Source organism: Phocaeicola paurosaccharolyticus JCM 15092, from assembly GCF_000613805.1.
Classification (GTDB): Bacteria; Bacteroidota; Bacteroidia; order Bacteroidales; family Bacteroidaceae; genus Phocaeicola; species Phocaeicola paurosaccharolyticus.
This window is the reverse complement of sequence record NZ_BAJR01000002.1, coordinates 144,113-170,639: the sequence shown is the minus strand read 5'-3', so window position 1 is coordinate 170,639 and position 26,527 is coordinate 144,113. Positions and strand designations below refer to the sequence as shown.

The following is a 26,527-nucleotide window of genomic DNA, read 5'->3' as shown; positions in this document are numbered from 1 at the left end:
CTGCATCAGCTGCAATCGGTTATGCTACTTATAACCTATAATAACATGACCCGAGTGACAGAAAGACAGCGCAGGGAAGTAGTCAACTTTCCTTTATTAACAAGTTCATGGTTGACTGCTGTGGTCGAGTGGATGAATTTAATCGTCATCCACTTGCTATTATCCCTAACGATCAAATAGAAACACTTAAATTCATGGTAGGCAATAGCGATGTGGATATAAACATCGAATCCATACGTTTGAAGAATGGTGATGCTGTGAGAATCACAAGTGGCCATCTCTGCGAACTCGAAGGTTTTGTCCATTCCTATAAATCGGATCAGGCCCATGTGTTCGTCAAACTCAACAATCTACTGTGCCAGTATGATGGTTTCACGACAGGATATAGAACTGATGTAAGTCTTCTTGTAATTATTAGTGATATAAACATTACAAAAAAAATGATAAAATGAATATTATATTAAAAAAAATTGCACTAAGTACACTTTCTCTATTTTGTTTAGTTGCTTGTAATCCAAATCTGGATTTTGCTCTTGAACAGGCCGGAGAGAACCGTGCAGAATTAGAGAAAGTTCTTGAACATTTCAAGAATGATCCTGATACGCTGAAGTATAGTGCAGCCAAGTTTCTTATAGAGAATATGCCATATCACTATACTCAAGAGGGAAAGAGCGTTGAGTCTGCAGATTCTGCATATCTCGCTATGGCAGATTATCCTTTGGAGCAGCGTGAAAAGTTTTTAACGGAAAAGACAAAAGACATCAGTTTTACTACTAACAAAATTGCTATTGACATCAGGAATGTAAAGTCAGACTATCTTATTAAGGTTATTGATGAAGCCTGTGAACTTTGGCATGAGGTTGCATGGAACAGAGACTATAGTACTTCTTTGTTCTTTGATTATGTACTCCCATACCGCCTGCTTGATGAACCATTGAGTGACTGGAGACAGTCTGTTAAGCAGATATTCCCGTCGTTAAGACTGAACAATGTGTACAGCAAACGAGGTGCTCAGATGGAAATAGAAACACTTGACCTTGAAGGTTGTGTTTCTTCTGATAAAGTTGGGGCATCGCAGGATAAATATGTCCTGCTCACAAATAGTGGGTCTGTCGTATCCTTTAATATAGATGTCATTGCCGAGTGCCAAAAGAATATGTCTTTTAGATATTCTGCAACCAAAAGACATTCAAGAGCAGTCGTGATGATAAATGATCAGTTTGTAGATACCTTAAGACTAGATCCTACCAATGATGCAAATAGTTTCCGTACAAGTAGAGTTGGACAGCTCCTTAATCTGAAAAAAGGAATCAATAAGGTAAGTATAGGTTTTGCTGGTGATACCATTGGTCTAGACTATGTTCAGATATGTGCAATTGAGAAATGTGATGAGGGTAAAATCGAAGACTACTCTAAGACATTTTGCATGATTAAGAACATGCAGAACGGTTACTATTTAACATTTGATACTCTCCAATCTTCACTCCTGAATTTATTAGAGGTGAAGCCCTTGCAAAAGAATGACAGCACGCAGATGGTAAGGATGGATTACCTTGGTCGTGCTTGTTGGAGCATATCAGCATTCAAAACTGACACCATAGATCTTTGTATGGAAGTAATGTATGCACAAATTGATATAGGCGCTCCGATGAGCCAGTATAAATACATCAACGGTAATAATCAAAAGTGGATAGTGATTCCTATAGGTAATGGTTTATCACGTATTATGAGTAAAGATACAGGTCTATTCCTTGATATTGAGAAGGACAAAAAAACAAACAAGGTTATTTTAGTCCAGAATCCATATACTGGGGCAAAGACTCAGCAATGGAAAATTGAGCAGAAAGGCACTAATCCAATTGTAAACTCTAATTTTACATTTGGTTCTCAGATGTCAGAAGCACTCCGTGTATTTGATATCATGGGGCAGTGGGAATGGGTAGGTGCAAGTACAAGTTTTGCTCCAAAGGCTTCATCATTGCTCAAAGCTCGTACCGGAAACTGCCGCGATGAAGCTAGTTTTACGGTCTTCACATGTAGGAGTTTAAGTATTCCTGCTGCAATAGATTTTACTCCTCATTGGGGAAATCGTAGTCTTTCTCACCAGTGGAGTGTACTTATCTTACCTGATGGAAAGTCAACTCCTTTTTATATGGGATGTGTACCGGGAGATACTGCTCACTACTATCACAGCTATCTTAAACCAAAGATTTTCCGTCATCGTTTCCGGTTGAACAGACAGATTGCCATGGATATGAAGGATGAGAAAAGCATTCCACAGCTTTTCAGGTTAGCAGACTGGATTGACGTGACAGAGGAATATTATGAAACAACAGATGTTACACGCAATGTACCAGAAAAGTATAAAGAAAAGAAAATTGCATATATCTGCGTTTTTGATAATCGAGAATGGGTTCCTGTACACTATGGTGTGATAAATGATGGCAAAGTTACATTTCCGAAGATGGGCCGTAATGTAATGTATGTTAGCGCGTTCTACGAGAAAGGAAAAATTGTCACCTTTGGTGATTCTTTCCATATTTTGCCTGATGGAACAATAAAGAATGTACATATCGATACCAAAAAGAGATGTACATTAAATCTCACTCGTAAATATCCATTCTTTGGTGCACAGGATTTCTTTAACTTCCGTATGATGCAGGGCAGATTTCAGGGAGCTAATAAAGCAGACTTCTCAGACGCAACAGACCTGTATTACTTTAACGAAGTGACAAATGGAGGTTGGTACGAATTTCCAGTAACAGATACTGGTAAGTACCGTTATCTAAGATACAAGAGTCCAAATGGTTCCTATGGTAACATCAATGAACTTTGGTTCTTTGACGAGAATGGAGATACCATAAAGGGCGATATTATCGGAACAGAAGGTGTCGATTGGGGACCCAAGGAACGAGTTTTTGACAACAATATCCTCACTGGCTTCCAGGGTACTAGTCCCGATGGGCACTGGGTAGGACTCAAACTCAAAACTCAAAAACAAGTGACGAAATTTCGTTTCATTCCTCGTAATGATGGAAACAGTATCGAGGTGGGTAACAAATACGAACTTGTATACTGGAATAATGGAGAATGGAAAGTCTTGACGACGATTACTGCCAAAGAAAACATTCTTAAACTAAAGAATATGCCACGTAACGGACTATATGTGCTCAAGAACCTGGCCAAAGGGCATGAGGAACGAATCTTTACGTATGAAGATGGAAAACAAGTCTGGTGGTAGTAAAAAATTAATTGAGAATTATTGACTGTTTCAAATCTGTGCTTTAGTGTGAAGTTGACTTAATGCACACAACTTCGTTTTGGAATATGATATATAGTGAGGACCGATCATCCTTGCGAAAAGGTTGATTCTGCAATACTCTCCGATCAAGAATCTGCAGATGAAGCCTGAGAGAATAATTATTTTAATTTTAACCCTTTCTCGCAACTTACTTTTTTTTGTTGTGAGGAAGATTAACAAATAAACAACATGAAAAAAAAATTTAAGGCTACTCTTGCTGTAGCTGCTATTGTTGCTGTTTGCATAGGTTCTGTAAAGACCTATCAGTCGTATTCTGTCTCAAATCAAATGGGAGAAGATAACATGTTACTTGCAGAAAATGTTATGAGTTATTCAGATGCACCTGGAATTCCTTGGGGCAGGGTTTGTAAATGGGCTGGAGCTCTTTTTGTTTGCGTTGATGCTCTTGGTAATGTTATTGATAATGCAATATACGTACACTATCATGTAGAAAAAGAGGATTGTATAGCGGGTTATGATAAAGATAATAAACCTATCCCAGGTAAAAGAGATGTTGCTGTTCAACAGCAGGGCAGTGGTGAAAATGAGTGTAGGTCAGATTATAGAGGTATATGCAAAGCGATATAATTTATTGAATCTTTTTAATTACAACGAGCAACATTGTTTACTATGAGTAATTACATATGTAAACTTTGTGCTCGTTTTTAAATAAAATTAAGTATGAAATTAAATCAGATTTTGCTGAACAAGTTAGCAAGGCATTTTACAATATGTAGTGTATTTTTATTGATTATTTTTTGTGAAGCATGTTCAAGTGCTGTAGAAGAAGATGCGTTAGATAGTCATGAGGATGTTTTTATAAAAATAGATCCAGAACGTCAGACGAATCCATTAAATAATAGTCAGTATTCCATTGATTCTGTTCGCTCTCTTTCTATGCCAGCTAATAAAATATTTCAAATATCCAAGTTAATTGTCAAAGATAACAGAATATATATTCTAGATTCAGAAATAGCACGAACAATTTTTGTGTTTGACACTACTGGACGTTATTTATATAAACTTGGGGAAAGAGGAAGGGCATTAAGTGAATATATTGGTAGACCAGTGGACTTTTTTGTCGATAAGCATAATGATGTACATGTATTTGATAGAGGTGGACAAAAAATTATAGTATTCAAAAAAGATGGGAATCCAACTAGAGTTATTGGTACAAGTTCGTCTTTTCCATATACTTTTGGATTAATTGATCATAATAATTATGCATACTGTGTTCAGTGTCCAAATCCTGATAAAAAAAATAATACTCCTGCGTTACTCATTTCAGATATTACCGGAGAAAACACAAAGAATATATTGTATTTGAGAAATACATATACTTATATCCCTTCAGAAAGGATGTTTTTTAAGAATGGAGACAGACTTTCACACATACCTATAATGTCAGATTCCGTATTAGTTTTCAAAAATGATTCAATAGAGAAAGTTATTCATTTTGATTTCAAAGGAAAGTTTTTGACAAAAGTAAAGCCAGAGTTAGCTACTGCTAATGTAACGTCTGGTCAAAAATGGGATGTCAAAGGATTAGTGTGGGGATTAATAAAATATCAAGAAACAGACTCTCTTTCAATGTTAGAATACACTTATGATAGAAGTTTTATGTTTTGGCTCAAGAACAAAAAAAACGGGGAAATAATAAATGCCAGGAGTATCATAGATGGTATTTGTCCTTTTACATATTATTATTTAAGGGGCAATCAAATAGTTGCATTTATCGATGAGGAATTTGTCAAAGCAATTAGGGCAAATGCAGGAAGTGAAATAACTAAGAAACAATTAAGTGAAACTAGTCCACAAATCAAAGATGTATTCGAAGGGAAAATACTAACACCTGCAATTATTTATATTAGTATAAGGTAACCATGAGAAATTTTTTAGTATATATTTCCGCATTATATTTTACATTTTTCTGTATAGGATGTAAATCTCGAGAAGGAAAAGTTGAAGAGACAATAAATCAGATGAAATCAAATCCTGTTTCTATACCTTTTTCGAGTATGTCATGTTGGATTAATGATACAATCCAAAACAATCGCCCTTGGGAAAAAGCTAAAATGAAACTTCTAGTTTATACAGATTCATCATCTTGTTCAAAATGTACATTAGAACGGATGTACATTTGGAACGATTTTGTAGAACTTGAGCATAAATACAAAAATGATTTCTATATTATTTTCGTATTTCAAACAACTCCAACAATAAACTCCAAGAAAATGGCTTCTGATTTTCATTTAACTGAGTTAAACCATCCAATTTATATAGATTCATTGAGTTTATTATCAAAGAACAATCCCCATATACCTTTTCAGGATCCAATGTACCAAATATTTTTACTTGATGAAAAAAATAGAGTAGCACTTGTAGGAAGCCCTCTTTACAATACAAAAATTGAGGACTCTCTTTTGGAAACACTAAATGATAAACTGAAGAATAAATAGTTAAGATAAATTATTGTAAAATACATTGCCATATGGTTGTTTATTATACTACAAAAAGATTCATAATTAATCTTGGGAAAAATGTATTGTCATTAGTATTCCTAATGTCTTCCATCCTCAAGTCTGTAAACATTCACTCATTTGTGCTTGAAACACAGTTGTATATTGATGCATATATGGCAGATGGGTTACATCCTTTGGCAATGATTGGAGCTATAACTGTATGTGCAATCGAGATGCTGATAGCTCTCTTGGCTATGAAGAAAGAGTATGGAAGAGTTGCAGTATTGGGTTTCTGTATTATGCTCTCATTCTTTGTGTATCTCACAGGGTTAAATTTATTCTTCCCTACTATCATGGGAAGTATAGAATCCTGTGGATGCTTTGGGGAGTTGATACATCTCACACCTACTGCAAGCTTTATCAAAAGTGTAGTGTTATGGATAATGTCTCTTGTGCTTGTGATTAACAGCTATAGGGAACATGAGACTTGGAATATTACCAAACTGATAAGAGATAAATATTTGTATGTCGGTATTGCTGTTATTATGGTGTTACCATTGTACTCACTTTGGTTCTTTGAGGAATTGGATCACACGACCTACATTTCTGGCTTTACGGTATTGTGTATTATTATCTCGTTTTATGTAATAATGACATTAAGATATAGCCTAAAAACAAAAAAATACACATGAAACAGAAAATGCTGTTTAAATTGGTAAAATACCTATTTGCTGCATTCCTGTCAGTGCCATTGCTCTACGGAGCATGGCTTCTGGCAAGGATGTTAATCTTCGATTATTTCACAATCCCTACTGTGTCTATGTACCCTACATTAAAACCAGGCGATAAGATAATTGTGAATAAGTTAAAGCATGGAGCAAGAATATATACAGATTTAAACTTTAATCCTAGTGGGCAGGAACTGAAAGCGTTCCGTCTGAAAGGTTATTGCGGTGTCAAACATAATGACATTGTTGTGTTTAACTTTGCTAATCATTGGGGAAAGCTAAACTTCATCATAAACAATGTGTTTTGCAAACGTTGCATAGGTCTTCCTGGCGATAGTGTAAGTGCAAAAAACGGTCATTATGAGAACAACAACTATACTGATGTACTTTGCCTTGAAGAGGAACAAACAAATTTGGAGAATACACCTGACTCGTTGATAATCGAGGGCTTCTGGATACCACCATACTGTAATGGATGGAACATAAAGAACTTTGGCCCGATGTATATTCCAAGGAAGGATGACATTATAAAGATTTTTGCTCTTGAAGCAGCCGTTTATAATGTTATGCTTGAATGGGAACTAAGAAAAAAGATTACATGGGACTGGCAAAAGAACGAAGCTTATGCTGATGGCAAGCGAATAACACATCATAAGTGGGAACACAACTATTATTTCATGGCTGGTGACAACGTGATGAACTCATTAGACTCCCGACACTGGGGCGTCGTGCCAGAGGAATACATTGTAGGTGTGGTTCAGAAAGTGATTAAGAAAGATAAATGATGAATGAAAAATTAAGAATAGACATAAGCAAGGCCAAACCTTGTATATTTTTGTTTTTACAAATGTTGGCTATAGGTTTTCTGCTTTGGTTAACATTACTACCTGTGGAGGTGCGATGGGCAGATGCCAATGAAATGCTTTGCATGGGCACTCCTGTCATAGGAATTATGGGTATTATATGCATTCTCCTCAACAATGTAAAGATGAAAGTTACAATTGTGGATGGTCTTGTCATGATTTGGACTTTGTATTATGTAGGTAGAGTATGGATTGGAGCAGAATATCCTTGTGGTACAGACTGCCTGAAGGTAATGGGGATAATTCTGTTGTACTTCACCTTAAGATGTGTGCTGAATAACACCTGCTTATCTGTATGGTGGTTGGTTGTTGGTATTATTGGTTGTGGAACCTATGAGGCTGCAATAGGAATCTATCAGATGCTTACAGGTACAAGTCGTCACCATCTGTTTATTCTCACAGGTACATTCCAGAATCCCGGACCTTATTCTGCTTACCTTATGATAGCTGCAATAATGGGATTGTACGCCATCATTTTTTACAAACTGGATATTCTATATGAGATTAAGATAAAGTCGAAATATGTGTTTTGCTATTTATATAAGTTAATTAGCAAATTAAAGAACACGAAAAGCAAGGATAAAGCCTATTCGGCTATTTACTCCGTGGCAAATCTCCATAAGATTTTGAGTAGGATTGTTCTAAGTACGTTTTATTTTTTCTCTTCCCTTGTGTTACTGCCATTACTTGTTCTTCCTGCAACATGGAGTCGAGCTGCATTTGTGGGATTTGGCTTGTGTGCTCTGTGGATATACAGGAACTGGTATTGGAAGTACAGATACTTTGTATGGGGAGGTCTTGCTGCACTTGCTGTTGCCTTCTATTTCATCAAACGTGGTTCTGCAGATGGAAGGACATTGATATGGATTGCCTCATTGACATCATGGATGCATGATATATGGCTCGGAGTCGGCGTAGGAGGATTCCGAAATGCATGTACTGAAGGAATTGCTGAGATGTGGAATGCAAATCCTCAATCAGGAATATATGGTTCTGCCGGTGTTACTGATTATTCTTACAATGACTTGTTGAAAGTGCTTGTGGAACAAGGCCTAATTGGTGTCATACTATGTATAACTACGGTTGTGTTTGCTTTGGTAAGACTTTACAAGCAGTCCAAAGTTCTGTTCTTAGGCATGGTCTCATTGATAATCTTTTCCATGTTTTCATATCCATTTGAGCTTCTTCCGTACACAATCATTGCCATAATAGTTATTGCATGGAGTGAATCTGTAAATAATGCGTCATTAAGTTTGAATATTAGTAAAATAATGTGTCTCTTTTTATGTCTGATTACGATAGCCTTTAGCTGTTGCCTGAAGGAGGAAGTATCTGACCGAATAGAACAAGATAAAAATGCAAATCTTTTTGCAAGTATGCAGAATGCTGCTTTCCTGACCGACTATTATAAATTACTCCCATATGAGACAGATAACCCTCAGTATTTGTTTGACTTTGCAAAAACACTTAGTAGTGAAAAACGCTACAGGGACAGTAATGCTATATTGCGTAAGGCTACCCTTGTGAGTGCAGATCCGATATTCTACATCATTATGGGAAACAACTATCGCGATGAACAATTCTATGAGTTGGCGGAAGAGTCTTACAACAAGGCATATGCCATTATGCCGAACCGCCTCTATCCTCTGTATCAGATTATGATGATGTATGCAGATATCGGAGAACAGGCAAAAGCTTATGACATGGCAAAAGTTATCCGAAAGTCTTATGTAAAGATAGAATCGAAGGCTACTCAGCAGATGAGACAGATAGCTGATAGCATATATTATAATGGCGACATTATTCAATGTCCTGACAAGTATATAAATAACAAAATTTTTAGATAAGAAACATGAGAAAACTCTTGTATATTTATTGTCTTATGGTAATGACCTATGGAAAGGTCCATGCTCAGCAGCTTACTCTTACGAATGCCATAAGAATATCACAGGAAAACTCCTTTGACGCCAAACTGGCACAGTTTCAGTTCACTGCCGACTACTGGACTTATCGCTCCTTCCGAGCGGAATTGTTGCCGGCTGTCAATCTGAGTGGAGGACTGATGAACTTCAACCATTCAAGAGTGGAGGCACGAGATGCTGAGACAGGTAAGATAAACTATGTGGACAACAACTCTATGACCAACAACCTGATGCTCTCGGTCGATCAGCAGTTGCCATCATTGGGAGGTACGTTGTCTCTCCAGTCATATCTCAATAGGTTGGATCAGTTCAACTATGATTTGAAAACTTATAACTCACAGCCACTTCGGTTGTCTTACACCCAACCACTTCGGTCATATAATGCACTGAAATGGCAAAAGAAGATTGCACCAAAGGAATATGAACGTGCAAAGAAGGTATATCTTGAAGGTATGGAATCAGTGGCCATCCAGACCACCAATCTTTTCTTTAGTGCGATTACAGCTCAATCAAACTACAATCAGGATGTGGCTAAACTGGAAGACCTGACGCGACTTTATGATATTTCGTTGAAGAGATTCGAACTGGGTACAATCACAAAATCTGATATCCTACAGCTTGAGTTGTCAAAACTCAACGCAAAGGTCGCCGTGACGAATTCACGTATACAGATGGATAATTCTCTGTTCAGCCTATTTTCCTACATGGGAGTCAGGGATTATCAGCAAGTGAGACTGATTCCTCCATCTAATGTGACGGACATTACGGTGACTGAGAATGACATTCTCTCGAAGGCATTGGAGAACTCATCTCATCAAATCAGTCAGGATCTGACCCTTCTGGCTGCTAAGCAGAATTTGGCCTCGGCTAAATCGGCTAAAGGCATACAGTTGCAGTTGAACGGTGAAATTGGTTTTAACCAAACAGCCGACAATTTCTCGTCAGCCTACAGTCATCTTCGTGACAATGAGATAGTGGGGCTTACACTGGCCATGCCGATCTTTGATTGGGGTGTTAAGAAAGGCCGTGTAAAGGTGGCGCAGTCCAAACTAGAACTGGCCAAGACGCAGATAGAACGTGCCGAGGAAGAATATGTGCAAAACATACGTCAGCAGGCATTGCAGTTCAGTTTCCAGGCTGAACAGTGCCGCACCTCAATGCGAGCTCAGGATATTTCTAAGGAACGCTATGAAATAACTAAGAAACGATTTGAAACCGGAACCGTGAGCGTAACGGAACTGAATACAGCCATGCAGGAACAGGAGACGGCCAAACTACAGTATATTGGTCAGTTGCAATTGTACTGGTCTTACTATTATACACTTCGCAAAGCAACTCTATATGACTGGGTGGATAGAAGAAACCTCACGGCAGACTTTGATAAAATTGTAAAAAGAAAATTCTAAAATATGAAAACATCAATCCTATATACATCGCTGATAATTCTCAGCATGCTGACATCGTGCAAGAACAATAAGAACGCGGAAGAGAAGACGGACATGGGAAAAGCTGAAGCGGCTCCGACAGAAATCTATGTGGATACTATTATCCTGAACCCGCAGACGTTTCACCAGCAGTTGATTTGCAACGGACGGTTAAAGGCAATAGCAAAGAGCGAACTATCATTTTCAAATGGCGGAACGGTAGTGGCTGTACATGTACACAATGGTGACATGGTGCAGAAAGGAGAGGTGATAGCGAGACAGACCGTCAGAGCTTGGTGCTTGAAGAGGAACGTGCTCAACGTGACTTGGAACGTGCAAGAGTGGAACTCTCTGACAAACTCATCGGACTGGGATATGATGGTATGGATGATAATGTACCTGCCGATGTGATGCACCGAGCAAAGGTGACATCAGGATATTTCTCTTCACAATATGCGTTGGAGTTGGCTCAGAAGCGTCTGCAGGAGTGTAGTCTCAAAGCTCCGTTCAGTGGACGAATAGCTGACTTGACAGGTAACCGTTTTCAGCGTATGGACAAGGTCTGTACACTGATTAACGACAGCTATTTTGATGTTGAATTCAGTGTGATGGAAGCTGAACTGAAGAATATACAGAAGGGACAGCACGTGATGGTGAGTCCGTTTGCTAATGATGCCATCCCAGCGAGCGGTGAGGTGGTGAACATCAATCCTACAGTCAGCGAAAAGGGACTGATTCTCGTGAAGGCCAGAATCAAGAATGACTCAGACAAACTGATAGACGGTATGAACGTGAAGGTCATCATAGAAAATGAAGTGTATGACTCGTTTGTGGTTCCGAAGGATGCTGTAGTGGAACGAGATGGTTATCATGTGGCATTTATCTATAAAAACGGTGAAGCTGTATGGACTTACGTGGATATTGCCCACAGTAATCTGAACAGTCATTCCATCAGGGGATGTGCCGTAAAGGAAACTGAATTACATAAGGGAGATGTCATCATTACATCGGGTAACCAGAATCTGGCAGACGGAACTAAAGTGAAAATCATAGCAAATAGTGAAGAATGATAAAATATATCATACATAGACCGATAGCGGTGACGATGATCATTGTGGCCGTTGTCGTCATAGGTGTTGTTTCCATCACTGGACTGCCTGTGTCGTTGATGCCAGACGTGGACATCCCTCAAATCACGGTTAAGGTGGAGATGCCCGGTTCTTCCGTGCAGGAGGTTGAGCAGCAGGCCATCGAACCGCTTCGCAACCAACTGTCGCAGGTGACAGGACTGAAGAGTCTGACTAGTGATGCCAGAGCCGACGGTGGAAGTATTCTTCTTAGGTTTTCACCTGGTAGTGATGTCGATCTTCTTTTTATTGATGTCAACGAAAAGATAGATATGTCCATGCCGAGAATGCCAAAGGAGATGAACCGTCCGAAAGTGGTGAAAGCCAGTGCGACGGACATCCCGGCCTTTTATCTGGACATAGCCTTCAAGGATGAGAAAAAGGGAGGTGATGCTGATAACCGATTTGCAGGTCTGAGTGAATTTGCCCGCAACGTGGTGATAAAACGCATTGAACAGTTACCTCCTACGGCTATGGTCGATATCAGCGGTACAACCACATCGGAGATAACTTGTATTCCCAATGTTGGTGTTATGGCTGCAATGGGCATCTCGGAGGATGATATTCAACGCGCCATCAGTGACAACAACATTCAATTGTCTGCATTGACTATTGCTGACGGTATTTATCGATATAATATCCACTTTGACAGTCAGATTCTCACCATTGACGACATAAGGAACATATATATTCGTCATGAGGGACGACTGTTTCAGTTAAAGGACTTATGTAAGATTGAAGAACGCCCTGCTGTCAGAAATGGAATAGTACGCCATGACGGACGCAACTGTGTGTCTATGGCTGTCATCAAACAGAGTGACGCCAGAATGGATGACCTGAAAGATGCGGTGAGCGGTGTAATCAATGATTTTGAACAGGCTTATCCGGAGATGGAATTCAGTATCACCCGTGATCAAACTGAGTTGCTTTCGTATTCAATCAACAACCTTGAATGGAACCTCTTGGCTGCAGCTTTCTTTACATTTCTTATACTACTGCTGTTCATGCGCAGATGGAAACTGGCAATTCTTGTGGCTCTGTCCATTCCGCTGTCGCTAATTACCACTTTCATTTGCTTCTATGTCATAGGTATCTCACTCAACATAATCTCATTGTCGGGACTGATACTAGGTGTGGGTATGATTGTGGACAACTCAATCATCGTGATAGACAACATCCTGCAGAAATGGAGAGGAGGCATGCCTTTGACTGATGCTATTGACAAGGGAACGGGCGAGGTGTTTACGGCAATGCTAAGTTCGGTACTCACCACCTGTATTGTATTCATTCCGCTGATATTCATGAGCGGTATAGCCGGCTCGTTGTTTTATGACCAGTCGATGGGTATCACTATCTCTTTGTTCTCATCACTGGCAGTAGCTATGCTGGTATTGCCCGTTTATTTCAAACTGAACTATAGACATGCGACCGTAGCTCCTGAAGACAAGGCAAAGAATGAGAATACTAGACTTTTAAGAGGCTATGAACGAGTGTTCCATTGGGTGATGAAGCATTCAAAAACGTGTATAGTCATCTTCATTCTCATTATACCTGTAACAGTTCTAATATTTTTTTTGATAGATAAACAGACGCTACCTGATATTGATTATTCAGACGGTATGATGAAGGTAGATTGGAACAGTGGAATATCAGCACAGGAGAATGACAGCAGAATCAATGATATCCTGACTCAACAAAAGAACGTGGAAACCTACACATCATTGGTGGGAACACAGGATTATCTGTTGTCGCATACTCCGGATATTACACCATCGGAGGCATTGATATATATGAAGTGTGAATCACCATCTGAACTTAGAAAAGCTATTGATAACATTTCCGGTGAAATAGGACGACGCTATCCTGAGGCAACAGTGAAATCGGAACCATCGAGCAATTTGCTTAATATGGTGTTCTCATCGGATGAACCGGATTTGATGATTATGCTTAGGGATGGCGACGGACGCAGACCAAAGGTGGAAGTGGCCAAGCTTTTACAGACACTTTGAAACGACACTTTCCACAGGTGATAATACCTGCCGTTGTGACGGAGGAAAACCTACAGATGGTGGCAGATGTTGAGAAAATGAGTTTTTATCATGTCAGCTATGGTGCACTTTCCAGACGATTGAAGGAACTGGTGGGCAGAAATGATGTGCTGAGTATAAACCGAGGCGTGAGCAATGTTCCCGTTTTGTTGGGTGCCAACAATGACAATCGCAGTGTGCTCATGCAGAGTAGTGTGATATCGGACGAAGGAAACGAGATACCATTGAGCTATATCATCACAGAGAGAATGGTTGATGACTACAAGCATCTGTATGGCAATGACGCCGGTCAATTCTATCCTGTGAATATCTATGCTTCATCAAGTGATGTGGAGCGGATTTTAGACTTTGTGACGGATTATGACCGCAAACACGAAAAGGTTAATGTAAGCATGGATGGTGCGTATTTCTCAGGACAAAAACTTGTAGGTCAACTTGTAGGCATCTTGGTCATTTCACTCCTGTTGCTCTTCTTTATTCTGGCAGCTCAGTTTGAAAGTCTGGTGCAGCCAACTATCATTTTGTCCGAAATGATAATTGACGTGCTCTTTGTAATTCTCTGTCTATGGGCGATGGGGGAGACGCTCAACATAATGTCGATGATAGGCTTGATTGTTATGGGAGGTATTGTAATCAATGACTCCATTCTGAAGATTGATACGATTAATAGTCGTAGAAAAGCAGGTATGCCACTAATCAAAGCAATCTTGACTGCAGGACATGAACGATTGTTGCCTATAGTTATGACATCACTGACCACTATTTTTGCCTCGCTGCCATTCCTTTCGAAAGGCAGTATAGGTGATGACATGCAGTACCCTTTGTCACTGACCATCATCATCGGTATGACCATAGGAACTGCTGTGAGTATGTTCTTTGTGCCTATGGTTTACTATATTATTTACCGTAACAGAAAATGAAGTACTCCAATTTTACAATCATAATGACGATGGTGGTTCTGATGGTTATCGGAGCCGCTGTGATGCCTATGCTGAAAGTGGGTACGGAACCTATGGAACGGCAAGGAAAAACTCTATCCATTAATTTTGACTGGCCCGGGGTGTCAGCCAAAGTGGTGGAGCAGAACGTGACATCACCAATCGAAGGAATCGTTACATCAGTGAAGGGTATTGAAAGTGTCTCGTCAGACTCATATTTCGGAAGGAGCGAGATTCGTGTACAATTGAAGCCTGAATCTGATGTCTCATCGATTAGATTTGAAATATCATCCTGCTCAGGCAGACATACAGTCGTTTGCCACAAGGTGTCGGTTATCCTTCACTGTCGGGAGGTGAGGTGATAACGGGATCTTCTTCGCATAATGAGAACAAACAGCTGCTCTTGTATATGATCCATGCGGATTTACAGCCAGACCAGATAAAAAATTATGTTGATCAACAGATAGCCCGACCTTTGGAACGGGTTTCCGGCGTATCGAAGGTGGAAGTCAACGGCACCACCGGCCGTTACATCGAGATGTGTTATGATCCTACCAAACTAGCTGCATGCGGTTTGACAGGCTATAACATCGCGGAAGCTATTCAAAACTTCATTGGCCGTGACGAGATTATCGGAAAAATCTGGCAGCAAAAGCCATCCGGAACGATGGAAAGTATGGCACTGCGTCTGGCAACGGCTGAATTCTCTAAATCATTGGAAAATATGCCAATAGCCAACGCCGAAGGTAAGATTTTCTATCTGAATGACTTGGCAACATATCATTACAAGGACTACGAACCATGGTCTTACTATCGCGTGAACGGAATGAACACCATATACCTAAGTATTCATGTTCCGGCGGATGCTGACATGATATCTCTATCGGACAAAGTGCAGGAAGAGATGGAGTCTATCAAAGCGAATATGGGAAAAGGTGTGTATGTGGAACTTTATCATGACGAAGCGAAGACACAACGAGAAGAGCTGTTTAAACTGGTGAGCAGAACACTGCTGTCGCTGATTTTGTTGCTGTTGTTCGTATGGCTCAGCAACCGTAACTTGAAATATCTGTTTATCATTTCTGTAGCATTAGCTGCCAATTTGCTTATTTCAGCCATTGCTTATTGGATGTTTGGCATTCAACTGCACATTTATTCCTTGGCTGGTATCACTGTTTCGTTGGGACTAATTATCGATTCGACCATAGTAATGGCCGACCACTACAGCTATTACCGAAATCGTAAGGCATTTTTAGCTATTTTGGCAGCCCTGCTTACAACCATCGGTGCGCTGATTGTAATTTTCTTCCTTCCGAAAAATCTGCAGGACAATCTCTATGACTTTTCATGGATTGTCATCATAAACCTGACCATATCCCTGCTTGTGGCCTATTTCTTTGTTCCTTCGCTTGTAGAGACCATGCATTATAACAGTCATAATGAATCTCTCAGACATATCAGAGGAGTGGTGAAATGGAACCGTTTTTATAGTGGTTATCTTAATTTCACCAGTCGCCATAGGTGGATTTATATAATCTTGGTGATAGTAGCTTTTGGTATACCGTTTCATGCATTGCCGAAAGGGTTGGGAGAGAATGATTTCTACTATGATAAAGGAAGCAGAAGCGAACAGAAATGGTATGAAACTCTCTACAATAAGACATTGGGTAGTGATTTCTTCCAAAGTACGCTGAAGGAACCTTTGTCGAAGGTGTTTGGTGGAACAATGCGATTGTTTGCCCAGTCGCTGAATGAGGGTAATTCCCGCGAGGAAGAGAAAGACATGGTTCTTAACATCCGAGCACAGATGCCATTGGGAGGAACATCCACCCAACTTAATGAGAAAATGAAAATCCTGGAAGAATTTCTTAAGACCTTCAAGGAAATAAAGACCTTCACCACACGTATCAATGGCGGAAGGGGGTCTGTGGAGGTTGTTTTTAAGAAGGAATATGCACAGACGGGATTTCCTTATCAGCTGGAAAATAAAGTGATTGGTAAGGTTATCAGCATAGGTGGAGCGGACTGGAGCACATATGGCGTGAGTCAGCGTGGATTCAGCAATTCCCTTAACCTACAATACAGAAATAACAACATTACTATATCAGGATTCAATTATGCTCGTTTAAACCGACTGGCAGAGGACATCGCTGACTATATGAGAGCCAACAATCGCGTTCAGGACTTGTTGATTGAAACGCCTGGACAGCAAAGATTAGAAGACGAGTTCCACATGAGATATTCACAGGATCGCTTCAGTCTGTATGGAACTTCTGCAGGTAGCGTGCATGGAACTCTGTCAGGTATGCTGAATGGAAACAGGGCAGGTGTATATCATGATAGATATGTGTCATCAGAAATAGTACTGAAGCCATTGACCTACGACTCCTTCGATCTATGGAATCTGAATAATGCGGCAATACAGGTCAGAGACGCAAGCTTGATGTTGCCTGACCTTATGAAGATTGAACGTAGGACTGCCAAAAACAGTATTCATCGTGAGAATCAGGAATACGTACTAAACATCGCGTGTAACGTGTTGGGTAGTTACAACTACTCGTTCAAATACATCGACGAGGTGATGGAACATTTCAGAAAGACACTACCGGTGGGATATAAATGTTCAACTCCTTCTTTCTCCATGAGCGAAGAAGAAGCAACAAAATACGGGCTTATTGCGCTGATTGTTGTCATCATCTTCTTTCTCTGCGCCATTCTGTTTGAGTCATTAAGGGCTACAGTCGTGATTATTTCTATTATTCCTGTGACACTGATCGGAACGTTCCTCACCTTCTATTTCACGGGAGCAGAATTCGGAGCTGGAGGATTCGCTTCGCTTGTACTTCTTTGCGGTATCACGGTGAATTCGGGAATCTATATTCTCAATCAATACAATATCATCCGTCGTTCCACTGCAAATACCGACTTTATACGACTGTATGTGAAAGCCTACAACCACAAGATTATTCCAGTTTTTCTTACTGTGGCTTCCACGATAATGGGCCTCATTCCGTTCTTCTTCGGTGGCAAGGAAGAACCTTTCTGGTTCTCATTTGCAACTGGTGTGACTGGTGGACTGACACTCTCCCTCGTTGCAATAATATTCGTTATGCCGATATTCATGAGATTTAAGAGGAAGAGACAATAATAGAATTATGGCTGAACATTAAAATGTGAGGTGAAATAACGTTTTTATCAAGTGGTGCAATTGTGGTGCAAATTTAAGAAGAAAAGCCTGTAAATACTTGATTTACAGGCTTGTTTCTTTGTGAAAAGTACCCAGACCCGCATTTGAAATATTAAAACTGGAACAATCAGTTTAAATAGTAAAACGATGAAGTTTAAACTAAACCAAACTGATTATTAAATACTTATATCGGGATATAAAAATGATTCAATTTAATTGGATTGAAACAAATTTGGGATAAACGGGAACAATTTGGGAACAATTCACTATCTTTGCAGTGTTCAATCCAGAAATAGAATCGAAGCTTATGAAAGTGACTGCATTCATACGAAAAACGGCAAAGAAGAATGATTTGGAGACCAAAGCCACCATCTATTTCCGCCTGCGTGACGGAAAGAAAGACATCAAGGCGGCAAGTGAGCTTTCCATTAGCCCCAACCATTGGAGCCCAGAAAAGCAGGGATATAAAGACCGTGTGGCTTTGGTGCCGGAAGATGAAAAGATAGACTTGAACCATAAGGTACAGGCATTGACCCGAATGATTGAAAGGGAATATAGGATGATGCCGACAGCGGATGGTTAGGAGAAGTGATAGACAAATTCCATCACCCGGACAAATACAAGACGGAAGAAGAACTGGCCGCTGAAAATCCACCAACTTTTGCCGAACTGTTTGACGAGTTTTTGGAAAAGCATAGTCTGTCGGAAGTGAGGAAAAAGAATTTCCGTGTGGTAAAAAGAGCACTCATGCGCTATGAGCTGTTCATCAGAGAAACAAGAAGGGGCATGAAAGACTTTTCACTGGACATAAATACAGTTACCAAAGATACGCTTGCAGACATTTGGGATTTTATGGAGAATGAACACGCTTACGCCGAAGAATATCCTGAGATTTACGCTACTATTCCCGAAAAGCGTACTCCACAACCCAGAGGAAAGAATACGCTCATTGATTGCTTCTCGCGTATACGTACCTTTTTTATATGGTGCTATAATCAAGGTAAGACCATAAACCGCCCATTTGACAAATTCCCGATTGAAGAATGTCTTTACGGAACTCCTGTTTATATGACTTTGCAGGAACGTAACCAGCTTTTCGAAGCGGACTTATCCATGCGTCCGCAACTGGCCGTGCAACGTGACATTTTTGTATTCCAAAGTGTGGTGGGTTGTCGTGTAGGCGATTTTTATAAGCTCACGAAGAAAAACCTCGTGAATGGTGCATTAGAGTACATTCAAGGAAAGACACGCAATCATAATCCAAGAACGGTGAGAGTGCCATTGAACGACATCGCCAAAACCATTCTTGAACGCTACAAAGACTATGATGGAGAAACTTTGCTTCCATTCATATCGGAGCAGAAATACAATCAGGCCATTAAGGAAGCTTTCAAACTTGCCGAACTGAACAGAATCGTTACGGTGCTTAATCCTTTGACCCGTAAGCCTGAGCAGAAATATCTGTATGAGGTTGCCACCACACATACGGCTCGAAAGACTTTTATCGGCAATATGTATAAAAAGGTGAAAGACCCTGATTTGGTTTCATCGGTATCTGGACATAAGGAAGGCAGCAAGGCTTTTCGCCGTTATAGAGAGATAGACGATGAAATGAAGCAAGAACTCGTAAATTTGTTGGACTAAACGACAGCGGACTATGGCTCGACAGGATTTTGAAAGATTCAAGCAGGAAATCAAGGAATGGCTTGACGGTCACCCGGAAGAATACGATCGCTTTGTTGCGGAAGTCAATGACAAATCGGCTATCGGACTATACAAGGTTTTTAATGTGGGCATGAGACTTGCGCCCAAACTGATGCGCAGGTATCGGGCGGAATGTCACGGTGACCTTGCCAATGAACGGAAGATTCAAGATTATGCAGCAGACGCAGATACCGCTAAATTATTGGTAGATGAATTTCACAGCATAGATAAAGGGTCAATCGTTCCGGCTATGCTGGCATGGCTGTATTATGGCAAATGCTATGAAACGATGGTCAACCAGCTGGAAGCGGAAGCGAACAATCCGAGAAACAATTTCATAGAACAGAAAATCGCTGCAATCATGATTCGGGTTGTCATTAAGAGTAGTATCCGCAATAAGATGCGAACGAAAGAGGATTGGGAAAATTTCAGGCGTGAGAAGAAAGCCATTGAAGAAGGGAATGTAATGGAATCATGTATTGAGGAATTAGAACCTGTGAATGAAGTGATAACGGAAATGCCAACAAATACGGAACAGCCACTTTGCTTACAGGATTATCTGCTCGGCGATAAAGAAACGCTTTTGAAAAAAATCAAGCTAAGAGTCTCTACACAGCACACTGGCACCGATTTGGCAAGGCTGTATTTTGCATTGCAGGAAGAACAGCTTTTAAGCCATTGCGATGTGACGACATTCCATCGATTGCTTGCCAATGAAATGCCGAACTGCGACCTGAAAAGCGTGCGTAACTTGCAGATAGCCATTAAGAAATTGAACGACAGCACGAATAAAGGGAAAATAAAAGATTGCGGTATTGAACGGACGTACATCAATGAATGGCGGAGTTATCTTACCAAAGCAGACTAAAGAAAATACGAACATAATAGCTTACGAATATGGATAAAGACATTATCGCAGAAGAAGTCAATGCCGAATATCTGAAAGGATTTATATACTATGTCCGGGGTGTTCGAGTAATGCTTGATATGGATTTGGCCAAAATCTACGGATATAGTACCAAGGATTTTAACCGCCAGGTAAAGAACAACATTGAGAAGTTTGAGCAAGACTTCATGTTTCAGTTGACCGATGAGGAGTGCGAAATCTTGAGGTGCAAAAATTCCACCTCAAGTTGGGGAGGTCGCAGATATAATCCATACGCCTTTACGGAGCAAGGAATATATATGCTTATGACTGTCTTGAAAGGTGAGTTGGCAACCAAGCAAAGTAAAGCCTTGATTCGCATCTTCAAGCAGATGAAGGACTACATTGTTGACAACCAGCCGTTATTGGGGCAGAGGGAATATCTCCAACTGTCTTTGCAAACAACCCAGAACACACAAGACTTGCTTGATTTGCGTAAATCCTTATCAGCTGTTGATGACAAGGTTGCCAGTATAATAGACACATTGGGCAATGTTGTAACGAAGTCGGAACTGGCAAATGTCATGCTTGACTTTAGTAATCCTACCGTCAGAAGGGGCTGGCTGATACTCAACGGCCAACCTGTAGAATCCGATTTGGCTTACCAACAGATTTATGCCACAGCCAAGAAAACAATATTCGTAGTGGATAATTATATCGGATTAAAGACATTGGTACTCTTGAAAGAGGTTTCTGCCAATGTGAAGATTACTGTATTCTCAGACAATATCGGCAATCGACTACATCAGGCAGAGTTTAATGACTTCTGTCGGGAATATCCCGATGTTTCTGTTTCGCTGCGAATATCCGGCGGTATATTCCATGACAGATATATTGTCATTGATTACCAAACAGCCGATGAGCAGATTTATCATTGCGGTGCTTCATCCAAAGACGGAGGGAATAAAGTTACGACCATTACAGCCGTTACCGATGGATGCATTTATCACCCCGTGATAGACCAACTTCTGAATAATCCGGTATTAGTGTTGCGGTAATGTCTTGCCAAAATGAGATTTCAAGCATAGCGATAAACGAGATTAATTCAATATCCATTTCGTTTCTTTCGTTTACGGTTTCGTCGAAATAAGCGAAACGCAAACCATTGAATTTTAGCGAAATCCAATTATACTTTTGCACCATCGTTCCGATACGGGAGCGGTGGTGCAATCGTTTATTATGCTGCCGAAGCGGTTGCACCGGATAATCCGGCAGTATTGATTTTGATTATGACAGACTTGATGCAAATTATCTCCAACGGCGCAGCCAATATCAAACTGGAGATTACAGGCGAGGACTTGCGCGTATTCTCGGACGAGCTCATCAATCGCGCGATAAACGAAGTGGCATTGGCTTTCCGTGCAGCGGATGAAGAACGGCTACTAAGCCGGGAAGAAGTAAAGGATATGTGCGGAGTATGCGATGCGACCTTATGGCATTGGAACAAACGAAACTATCTGAAAGCCGTCAAAGTCGGCAGTAAGGTAAGATACCGATTGTCGGATGTAAAACGAATATTAGGTGGAACGAATAAAACGGTTAGTGATGGAAGTAAATGAGAATACTGTTCTACAAAACGGGAAAGTAGAAGACGGATATGTGCGCATCGGTACTACGTTATTTCGGATATTGAACCAACCGATGATGAATGGTTCGTTTCGCAAAATGCGTGTGGAGTGGAAGATGAGTGTGTTCCGGCAAGACCATAGCAAGGATGAAGCGGCTCAGATACCCAAGTACGATGGATTCTGCACCATGCCCAGCCATACGGACTACCGCCACAACGTAAACAATTTTTATAATCTCTATGATCCGATAACCCATATACCGGCAGAAGGGGATTTCCAACATATCTGTTCTTTGGTGGAACATATCTTTGGTGAGCAGTATGAGCTGGGGATGGATTACCTTCAACTGTTATATCTGAAACCGACACAGAAATTGCCGATACTTCTGTTGGTATCAGAAGAACGTAATACAGGAAAGAGTACATTTCTGAACTTTCTGAAAGCAATGTTTCAGGAAAATGTTACGTTCAATACGAATGAGGACTTCCGTAGTCAGTTCAATGCCGATTGGGCGGGCAAACTGATGATTGTTGTGGACGAAGTGTTGCTCAACCGCCGTGAGGATAGTGAACGGTTGAAGAACCTAAGTACGGCACATTCCTACAAGATGGAAGCCAAAGGCAAAGACCGTTATGAAGTGCAGTTCTTCGCCAAGTTTGTGCTGTGTTCCAATAACGAGAATTACCCCGTTTACATCGAGCCGGAGGAAACACGTTATTGGGTGAGGAAGGTCAGCCGATTGGAAAAAGATGACACATCATTTTTGCAGAAACTAAAAGATGAGATTCCAGCCTTTCTGTACCACCTGCAACATCGGAATTTGACCACCAAAAAAGAAAGCCGCATGTGGTTTGCGCCGTCACTCATACGCACGGAAGCATTGGAGAAAATCATCCGCTGCAACCGGAGCCGCATTGAGCTTGATTTGGCAGAACTGTTGCTTGACATCATGGACACAATGCAGGTGGATGTGGTGGACTTCTGCATCAACGACCTTTTGGCATTGTTCAACTATTCGATGGTAAGAGTGGAACGCCATCAGGTGAGGAATGTCTTGCAACAGTGTTGGAAACTGGAGCCTGCTCCCAATGCGCTGTCTTATTCCACTTACCAAATATCCGTGTTGCCGGGGCAGAAGTATTCCGCATCATCTAAGAAAGTGGGACGCTTTTATACCGTTACCCGTGAAAAGTTGAAAGACTACCGTTGAATTTGTTGAGTCTGATGAAACATAAGAAAGAACGTATGTATATGGCCTATATAGTTCAACAACACCCTCAACAGATTTCAACGGAAAACCTTGCCTGCCAAAAGAGAAAATCGGTTGCTGACACGCTGTCGGATGTAAAGCATTCTCTTTTTTCTTCCCTCTTTTTGTATTCCGCTCAACGGATTCAACAAAATCAACGGTGGAATCTGTTTCAGACATCACGACCATAATACCGGACGGTGTGACAGAAGTAGCAATAATGTATGGAGGGGTGGCAAGCGGTACCAAGATACGTATCATACGCATCTGTGGTGCGAAGTCCGCTGCCACCCTCCCCATCAAAACAGAAACGCAAAATGATAACCAAAGTAAGATACAGCAAGAATCCGGGCAAGACCATCGACTACATACTCAATCCCAAGAAAGGGGCGCACGTAGTCATTGCCCGTGGAGTGAGCAGCCTTACCGATATTGGCATACTCACCGAAGATTTCAATCGCCAGTGCGCACTGCGCCCGTCACTCAAAGTAAAGGCCATGCACATTCCTATGTCCTTCCACATGAACGATACGGCCATGCTTGAAGCTCATGCGGAAGAAATAATTGGAGATTGGATAAGGCATATGGAGCGGCATGGCTATCGCTTTGACCAATTCCTTGTCGGTCGCCATCACGACAAGGATAACAAGAATCCGCACTTCCACTTTCTGGCAAACGTGGTGTTGGATGACGGAACACGCGCCAATCTTGCTAATATCGGAAAGGCGGCAAAAGAAGCATCCATTTCCATAACAGAACAATGGGGACTGACACCAGCCAATCATCGGAAGCGGATGCAAGCGGACAAGAATAAGGACATCAATAAAAATGAAAATCGGACAGCAGGAATACATAACCACAGACACCAGAATTATGCAGAATGGAACAGCAACCCTGCATCCAATGAAGACACCAATTCTGGTTTTACAGCAAACAATGATAGAGAAACTGCAATGTCGTCTATCAGTGGCAATCTGATGGAAGGAATAGCCGAACTTATCATTCAACCAACAGTTGCTCGGATAGGTACAGGCAGCGGCAGCAGTGACAACACGCTTGACCATGATAAGAACAAAAACAAACAACGAAAAGGAGGACGCAGAAGATGAAAATAGAAAATGGGAACAAACGCACCAAGCGCAAGGAAATACAGTTCAGTGAATCAGAATATGCCATAATTGAGAAGAAAGCCAATGCCGCACGGCTGTCTGTGGCAGCTTTCATCCGTGAAGCAGCATTAGGCAAAGAACTCTCAGCCGCACTTACCATAGAAGAAAGCGAGCGGATGAAACGCACGGCCAATATTAGCTACAAGATGCAAGTCAACCTCAATCAGATTGCACGGCTGGCCAACATCCACGGCTTACCTTTTGTAACAGACGCTATCCGCGAATACATCTGCCGTACCAACAAATATTTCAAGACTGGTTCATGGCATGAAATGGATTTATCTGCCTATGAATTCGAGCAGAAACAGCGAGAGCAACTTGCCGCAAAAGTACGTGAGCTTCAAGAGAAGAACACGGAATTACAGAAAGCAGCGACCAACTATTACCTTTATACCGCCGAAGGTGAACGCCTTTTCTGCGAACGGCACAACTGCCGGATTTATCCCGACAACCGGGGCATCTACTGGCATTTCAAGGTTGCCTATTATCCGGCTTATACACTTCCGACAGAAATTAGTCGGGCTTATCTTAACCATGAGATTTCAATAAGGGATGTGTATGTGCATTGGCATCGAGATGGTAGAAGTACGATATGACTAATAATGATAACATATAATTCCACTTTCTATAATGTCTGCATAAACTAATAATAGAATTTACTTATTTCCATTTAATCACCCACTTATAAGCAATAATCATATATCGTATCATAATTGCAAAAAAGGGTGAGCCATAAAAGAATACGCACCAAAGTACTTTATAGTCATCATTCAAACATTCTAACCAATCACAAAGCATGACAATACACAAAGTAAGAAGAGAAACCAAGCATCCCCATAAAAATGCTTTGCCATCCGCATATATTTCTTTTGCTATTTTATGCTTAACCAAATCTTTCATGTGAATATTAATTAACGTTTTCGTATAATATATCTAAATTGGGGAGAATTATACCTTTTCTGCTCTTACCACCGATATGTGCATCCTCTTCTTTTTTATTTGAGTTTCATAGGCTGAAACTAATTTCATCTTTTTGTCTACAGCATCGGGAGTTATTGCAACATTAAATCCTAATCGTCCAACCTGCTTAAACTGTAGGTATGTTTATGCTATCTGAATATTCTTTTTTGTTCTTCGGGCAGTTGCCTGTCTATCTCGTAGAAAGCTTCCTTTTTGTCTAAGATGTTTTGCACATAATCATGAATGCGTGAGGAACGCTCAAGTGCTTTGGACACAACTCTTGTAATAGTTAATCCGTATGCTTCCATGATGGTCATTTTTGTCTGATTACCATGAATCGGGGCATAAAGAGTGTAGTGTGAAGGAAATTCGTTTGCTTCCACTACATCAATAACTGCAACACGTGTAATCCATGCCGACACATACAGATATGTTAAATCGGGGTCGCTTTCGTATTCATCAAGCATGTTGGTGACATTTGCAACGCCATTGGAGATTTTTGTGAGTTCTTTCGCCCCACCAAATATTTTAGAGAACAGTCCCATATTACTGAAATTTAGATAGTACATTACCCATATAGGTTTCTACGTCATGCCCAATTTGACGTATCATTTCGTGTTGGTCTGCAAACTCATTGAACTGCCATTCTAACTTATGGTTTCCAAGAGGTATGCTTTTAGAAATCCATTGTATTGTAACTGTTCCGTAGGTTTGGGCGATGTCAAAATATGTACTCGCAGCAGGATTGGCAGCACCGACACGAATGAATGTACTATTTTCCTGAATAATTCGACAATTCTCATTTCCTGTGAGAAAATAATCAACCAATATCGAATATTTCTTTCTCATGCCACCTTGTTTGGCAACAGCATTTGATTGAGCTTTAGAGTCCAAAATGAACTTAAATGCCACAAAAGCAATAATAGCAATTATTATCCACCACATTATTATA

At 40.6% G+C, this 26,527-nt stretch carries 24 protein-coding genes and 1 pseudogene; 22 read left to right on the top strand and 3 right to left on the bottom strand.

Features of this window, described 5'->3' with window-relative positions; translation table 11 throughout:
- Positions 1-107 precede the first annotated feature (107 nt).
- The 22 genes and pseudogenes from JCM15092_RS02085 to JCM15092_RS01990 all read left to right on the top strand — a co-directional run bounded on the left by JCM15092_RS02085 (position 108) and on the right by JCM15092_RS01990 (position 25,211).
- The gene (locus JCM15092_RS02085) at positions 108-452 is read left to right on the top strand and encodes a hypothetical protein (RefSeq protein ID WP_024993203.1); all 345 of its coding nucleotides are present in this window, start codon (positions 108-110) and stop codon (positions 450-452) included.
- Positions 449-3,241: an RICIN domain-containing protein gene (locus JCM15092_RS02080; RefSeq protein ID WP_024993202.1), complete on the top strand. Its 2,793-nt coding sequence runs from the start codon at positions 449-451 to the stop codon at positions 3,239-3,241. Before JCM15092_RS02085 ends, JCM15092_RS02080 begins: the two co-directional genes overlap by 4 nt.
- Positions 3,242-3,490: 249 nt before the next feature.
- Positions 3,491-3,889, top strand: coding sequence for a hypothetical protein (locus JCM15092_RS02075; RefSeq protein ID WP_024993201.1), 399 nt, complete (start codon positions 3,491-3,493; stop codon positions 3,887-3,889).
- Positions 3,890-3,982: 93 nt separating this feature from the next.
- Entirely contained in the window at positions 3,983-5,182 is a 1,200-nt protein-coding gene (locus JCM15092_RS02070; RefSeq protein ID WP_024993200.1) for a DUF4934 domain-containing protein, read from the top strand.
- 2 nt (positions 5,183-5,184) lie between these two features.
- A complete protein-coding gene (locus JCM15092_RS02065) occupies positions 5,185-5,760 on the top strand; it encodes a hypothetical protein (RefSeq protein ID WP_024993199.1) in 576 nt (191 codons plus the stop codon).
- A gap of 32 nt (positions 5,761-5,792) precedes the next feature.
- Positions 5,793-6,455 carry a MauE/DoxX family redox-associated membrane protein gene (locus tag JCM15092_RS02060; protein WP_024993198.1) on the top strand — a complete coding sequence of 221 codons (663 nt, stop codon included), beginning with the start codon at positions 5,793-5,795 and terminating at the stop codon, positions 6,453-6,455.
- A complete protein-coding gene (gene lepB / locus JCM15092_RS02055; RefSeq protein ID WP_024993197.1) occupies positions 6,452-7,276 on the top strand; it encodes a signal peptidase I in 825 nt (274 codons plus the stop codon). Before JCM15092_RS02060 ends, lepB begins: the two co-directional genes overlap by 4 nt.
- Entirely contained in the window at positions 7,273-9,201 is a 1,929-nt protein-coding gene (locus JCM15092_RS02050; protein WP_024993196.1) for an O-antigen ligase family protein, read from the top strand. Before lepB ends, JCM15092_RS02050 begins: the two co-directional genes overlap by 4 nt.
- Positions 9,202-9,206: 5 nt before the next feature.
- A complete protein-coding gene (locus JCM15092_RS02045; RefSeq protein ID WP_034541427.1) occupies positions 9,207-10,682 on the top strand; it encodes a TolC family protein in 1,476 nt (491 codons plus the stop codon).
- Positions 10,683-10,685: 3 nt separating this feature from the next.
- Positions 10,686-11,111, top strand: coding sequence for a biotin/lipoyl-binding protein (locus JCM15092_RS16435; RefSeq protein WP_051532456.1), 426 nt, complete (start codon positions 10,686-10,688; stop codon positions 11,109-11,111).
- Complete coding sequence (locus JCM15092_RS16430) at positions 10,997-11,770, top strand: efflux RND transporter periplasmic adaptor subunit (protein ID WP_159101359.1); 774 nt, start codon at positions 10,997-10,999, stop codon at positions 11,768-11,770. Before JCM15092_RS16435 ends, JCM15092_RS16430 begins: the two co-directional genes overlap by 115 nt.
- Positions 11,767-13,836 carry an efflux RND transporter permease subunit gene (locus JCM15092_RS14660; protein ID WP_235782247.1) on the top strand — a complete coding sequence of 690 codons (2,070 nt, stop codon included), beginning with the start codon at positions 11,767-11,769 and terminating at the stop codon, positions 13,834-13,836. Before JCM15092_RS16430 ends, JCM15092_RS14660 begins: the two co-directional genes overlap by 4 nt.
- A complete protein-coding gene (locus JCM15092_RS17385; protein WP_235782246.1) occupies positions 13,833-14,795 on the top strand; it encodes an efflux RND transporter permease subunit in 963 nt (320 codons plus the stop codon). Before JCM15092_RS14660 ends, JCM15092_RS17385 begins: the two co-directional genes overlap by 4 nt.
- A complete protein-coding gene (locus JCM15092_RS17795; RefSeq protein WP_369384637.1) occupies positions 14,792-15,175 on the top strand; it encodes an efflux RND transporter permease subunit in 384 nt (127 codons plus the stop codon). The genes JCM15092_RS17385 and JCM15092_RS17795 overlap by 4 nt, the downstream gene beginning before the upstream one ends.
- A 47-nt stretch (positions 15,176-15,222) precedes the next feature.
- A complete protein-coding gene (locus tag JCM15092_RS17790; RefSeq protein WP_262501360.1) occupies positions 15,223-17,961 on the top strand; it encodes an efflux RND transporter permease subunit in 2,739 nt (912 codons plus the stop codon).
- Between the two features lie 346 nt (positions 17,962-18,307).
- Positions 18,308-19,644: pseudogene (locus JCM15092_RS14650) on the top strand (tyrosine-type recombinase/integrase).
- Between the two features lie 13 nt (positions 19,645-19,657).
- Positions 19,658-20,572, top strand: coding sequence for a DUF6043 family protein (locus tag JCM15092_RS02020; RefSeq protein ID WP_024993194.1), 915 nt, complete (start codon positions 19,658-19,660; stop codon positions 20,570-20,572).
- 29 nt (positions 20,573-20,601) lie between these two features.
- Positions 20,602-21,627 (top strand): ORF6N domain-containing protein, encoded by a 1,026-nt coding sequence (locus tag JCM15092_RS02015; protein WP_024993193.1) that lies wholly within the window; start codon positions 20,602-20,604, stop codon positions 21,625-21,627.
- Between the two features lie 231 nt (positions 21,628-21,858).
- A complete protein-coding gene (locus JCM15092_RS02010; RefSeq protein ID WP_024993192.1) occupies positions 21,859-22,188 on the top strand; it encodes a helix-turn-helix transcriptional regulator in 330 nt (109 codons plus the stop codon).
- Positions 22,175-23,407 carry a primase-helicase family protein gene (locus tag JCM15092_RS02005; RefSeq protein ID WP_024993191.1) on the top strand — a complete coding sequence of 411 codons (1,233 nt, stop codon included), beginning with the start codon at positions 22,175-22,177 and terminating at the stop codon, positions 23,405-23,407. Before JCM15092_RS02010 ends, JCM15092_RS02005 begins: the two co-directional genes overlap by 14 nt.
- A 356-nt stretch (positions 23,408-23,763) precedes the next feature.
- Positions 23,764-24,555: a relaxase/mobilization nuclease domain-containing protein gene (locus JCM15092_RS01995; RefSeq protein ID WP_024993189.1), complete on the top strand. Its 792-nt coding sequence runs from the start codon at positions 23,764-23,766 to the stop codon at positions 24,553-24,555.
- Positions 24,552-25,211: a plasmid mobilization protein gene (locus JCM15092_RS01990; protein ID WP_024993188.1), complete on the top strand. Its 660-nt coding sequence runs from the start codon at positions 24,552-24,554 to the stop codon at positions 25,209-25,211. Before JCM15092_RS01995 ends, JCM15092_RS01990 begins: the two co-directional genes overlap by 4 nt.
- A 64-nt stretch (positions 25,212-25,275) precedes the next feature.
- Here JCM15092_RS01990 and JCM15092_RS01985 read toward each other — a convergent pair whose 3' ends face one another.
- From JCM15092_RS01985 to JCM15092_RS01975, 3 genes are all read right to left on the bottom strand, one after another.
- Positions 25,276-25,515, bottom strand: a complete 240-nt coding sequence (locus JCM15092_RS01985) for a hypothetical protein (RefSeq protein WP_024993187.1) — start codon at positions 25,513-25,515, stop codon at positions 25,276-25,278.
- A gap of 209 nt (positions 25,516-25,724) precedes the next feature.
- Entirely contained in the window at positions 25,725-26,144 is a 420-nt protein-coding gene (locus JCM15092_RS01980; RefSeq protein ID WP_024993186.1) for a hypothetical protein, read from the bottom strand.
- A complete protein-coding gene (locus JCM15092_RS01975) occupies positions 26,122-26,520 on the bottom strand; it encodes a hypothetical protein (protein WP_024993185.1) in 399 nt (132 codons plus the stop codon). Before JCM15092_RS01975 ends, JCM15092_RS01980 begins: the two co-directional genes overlap by 23 nt.
- Between the last annotated feature and the right edge of the window lie 7 nt (positions 26,521-26,527).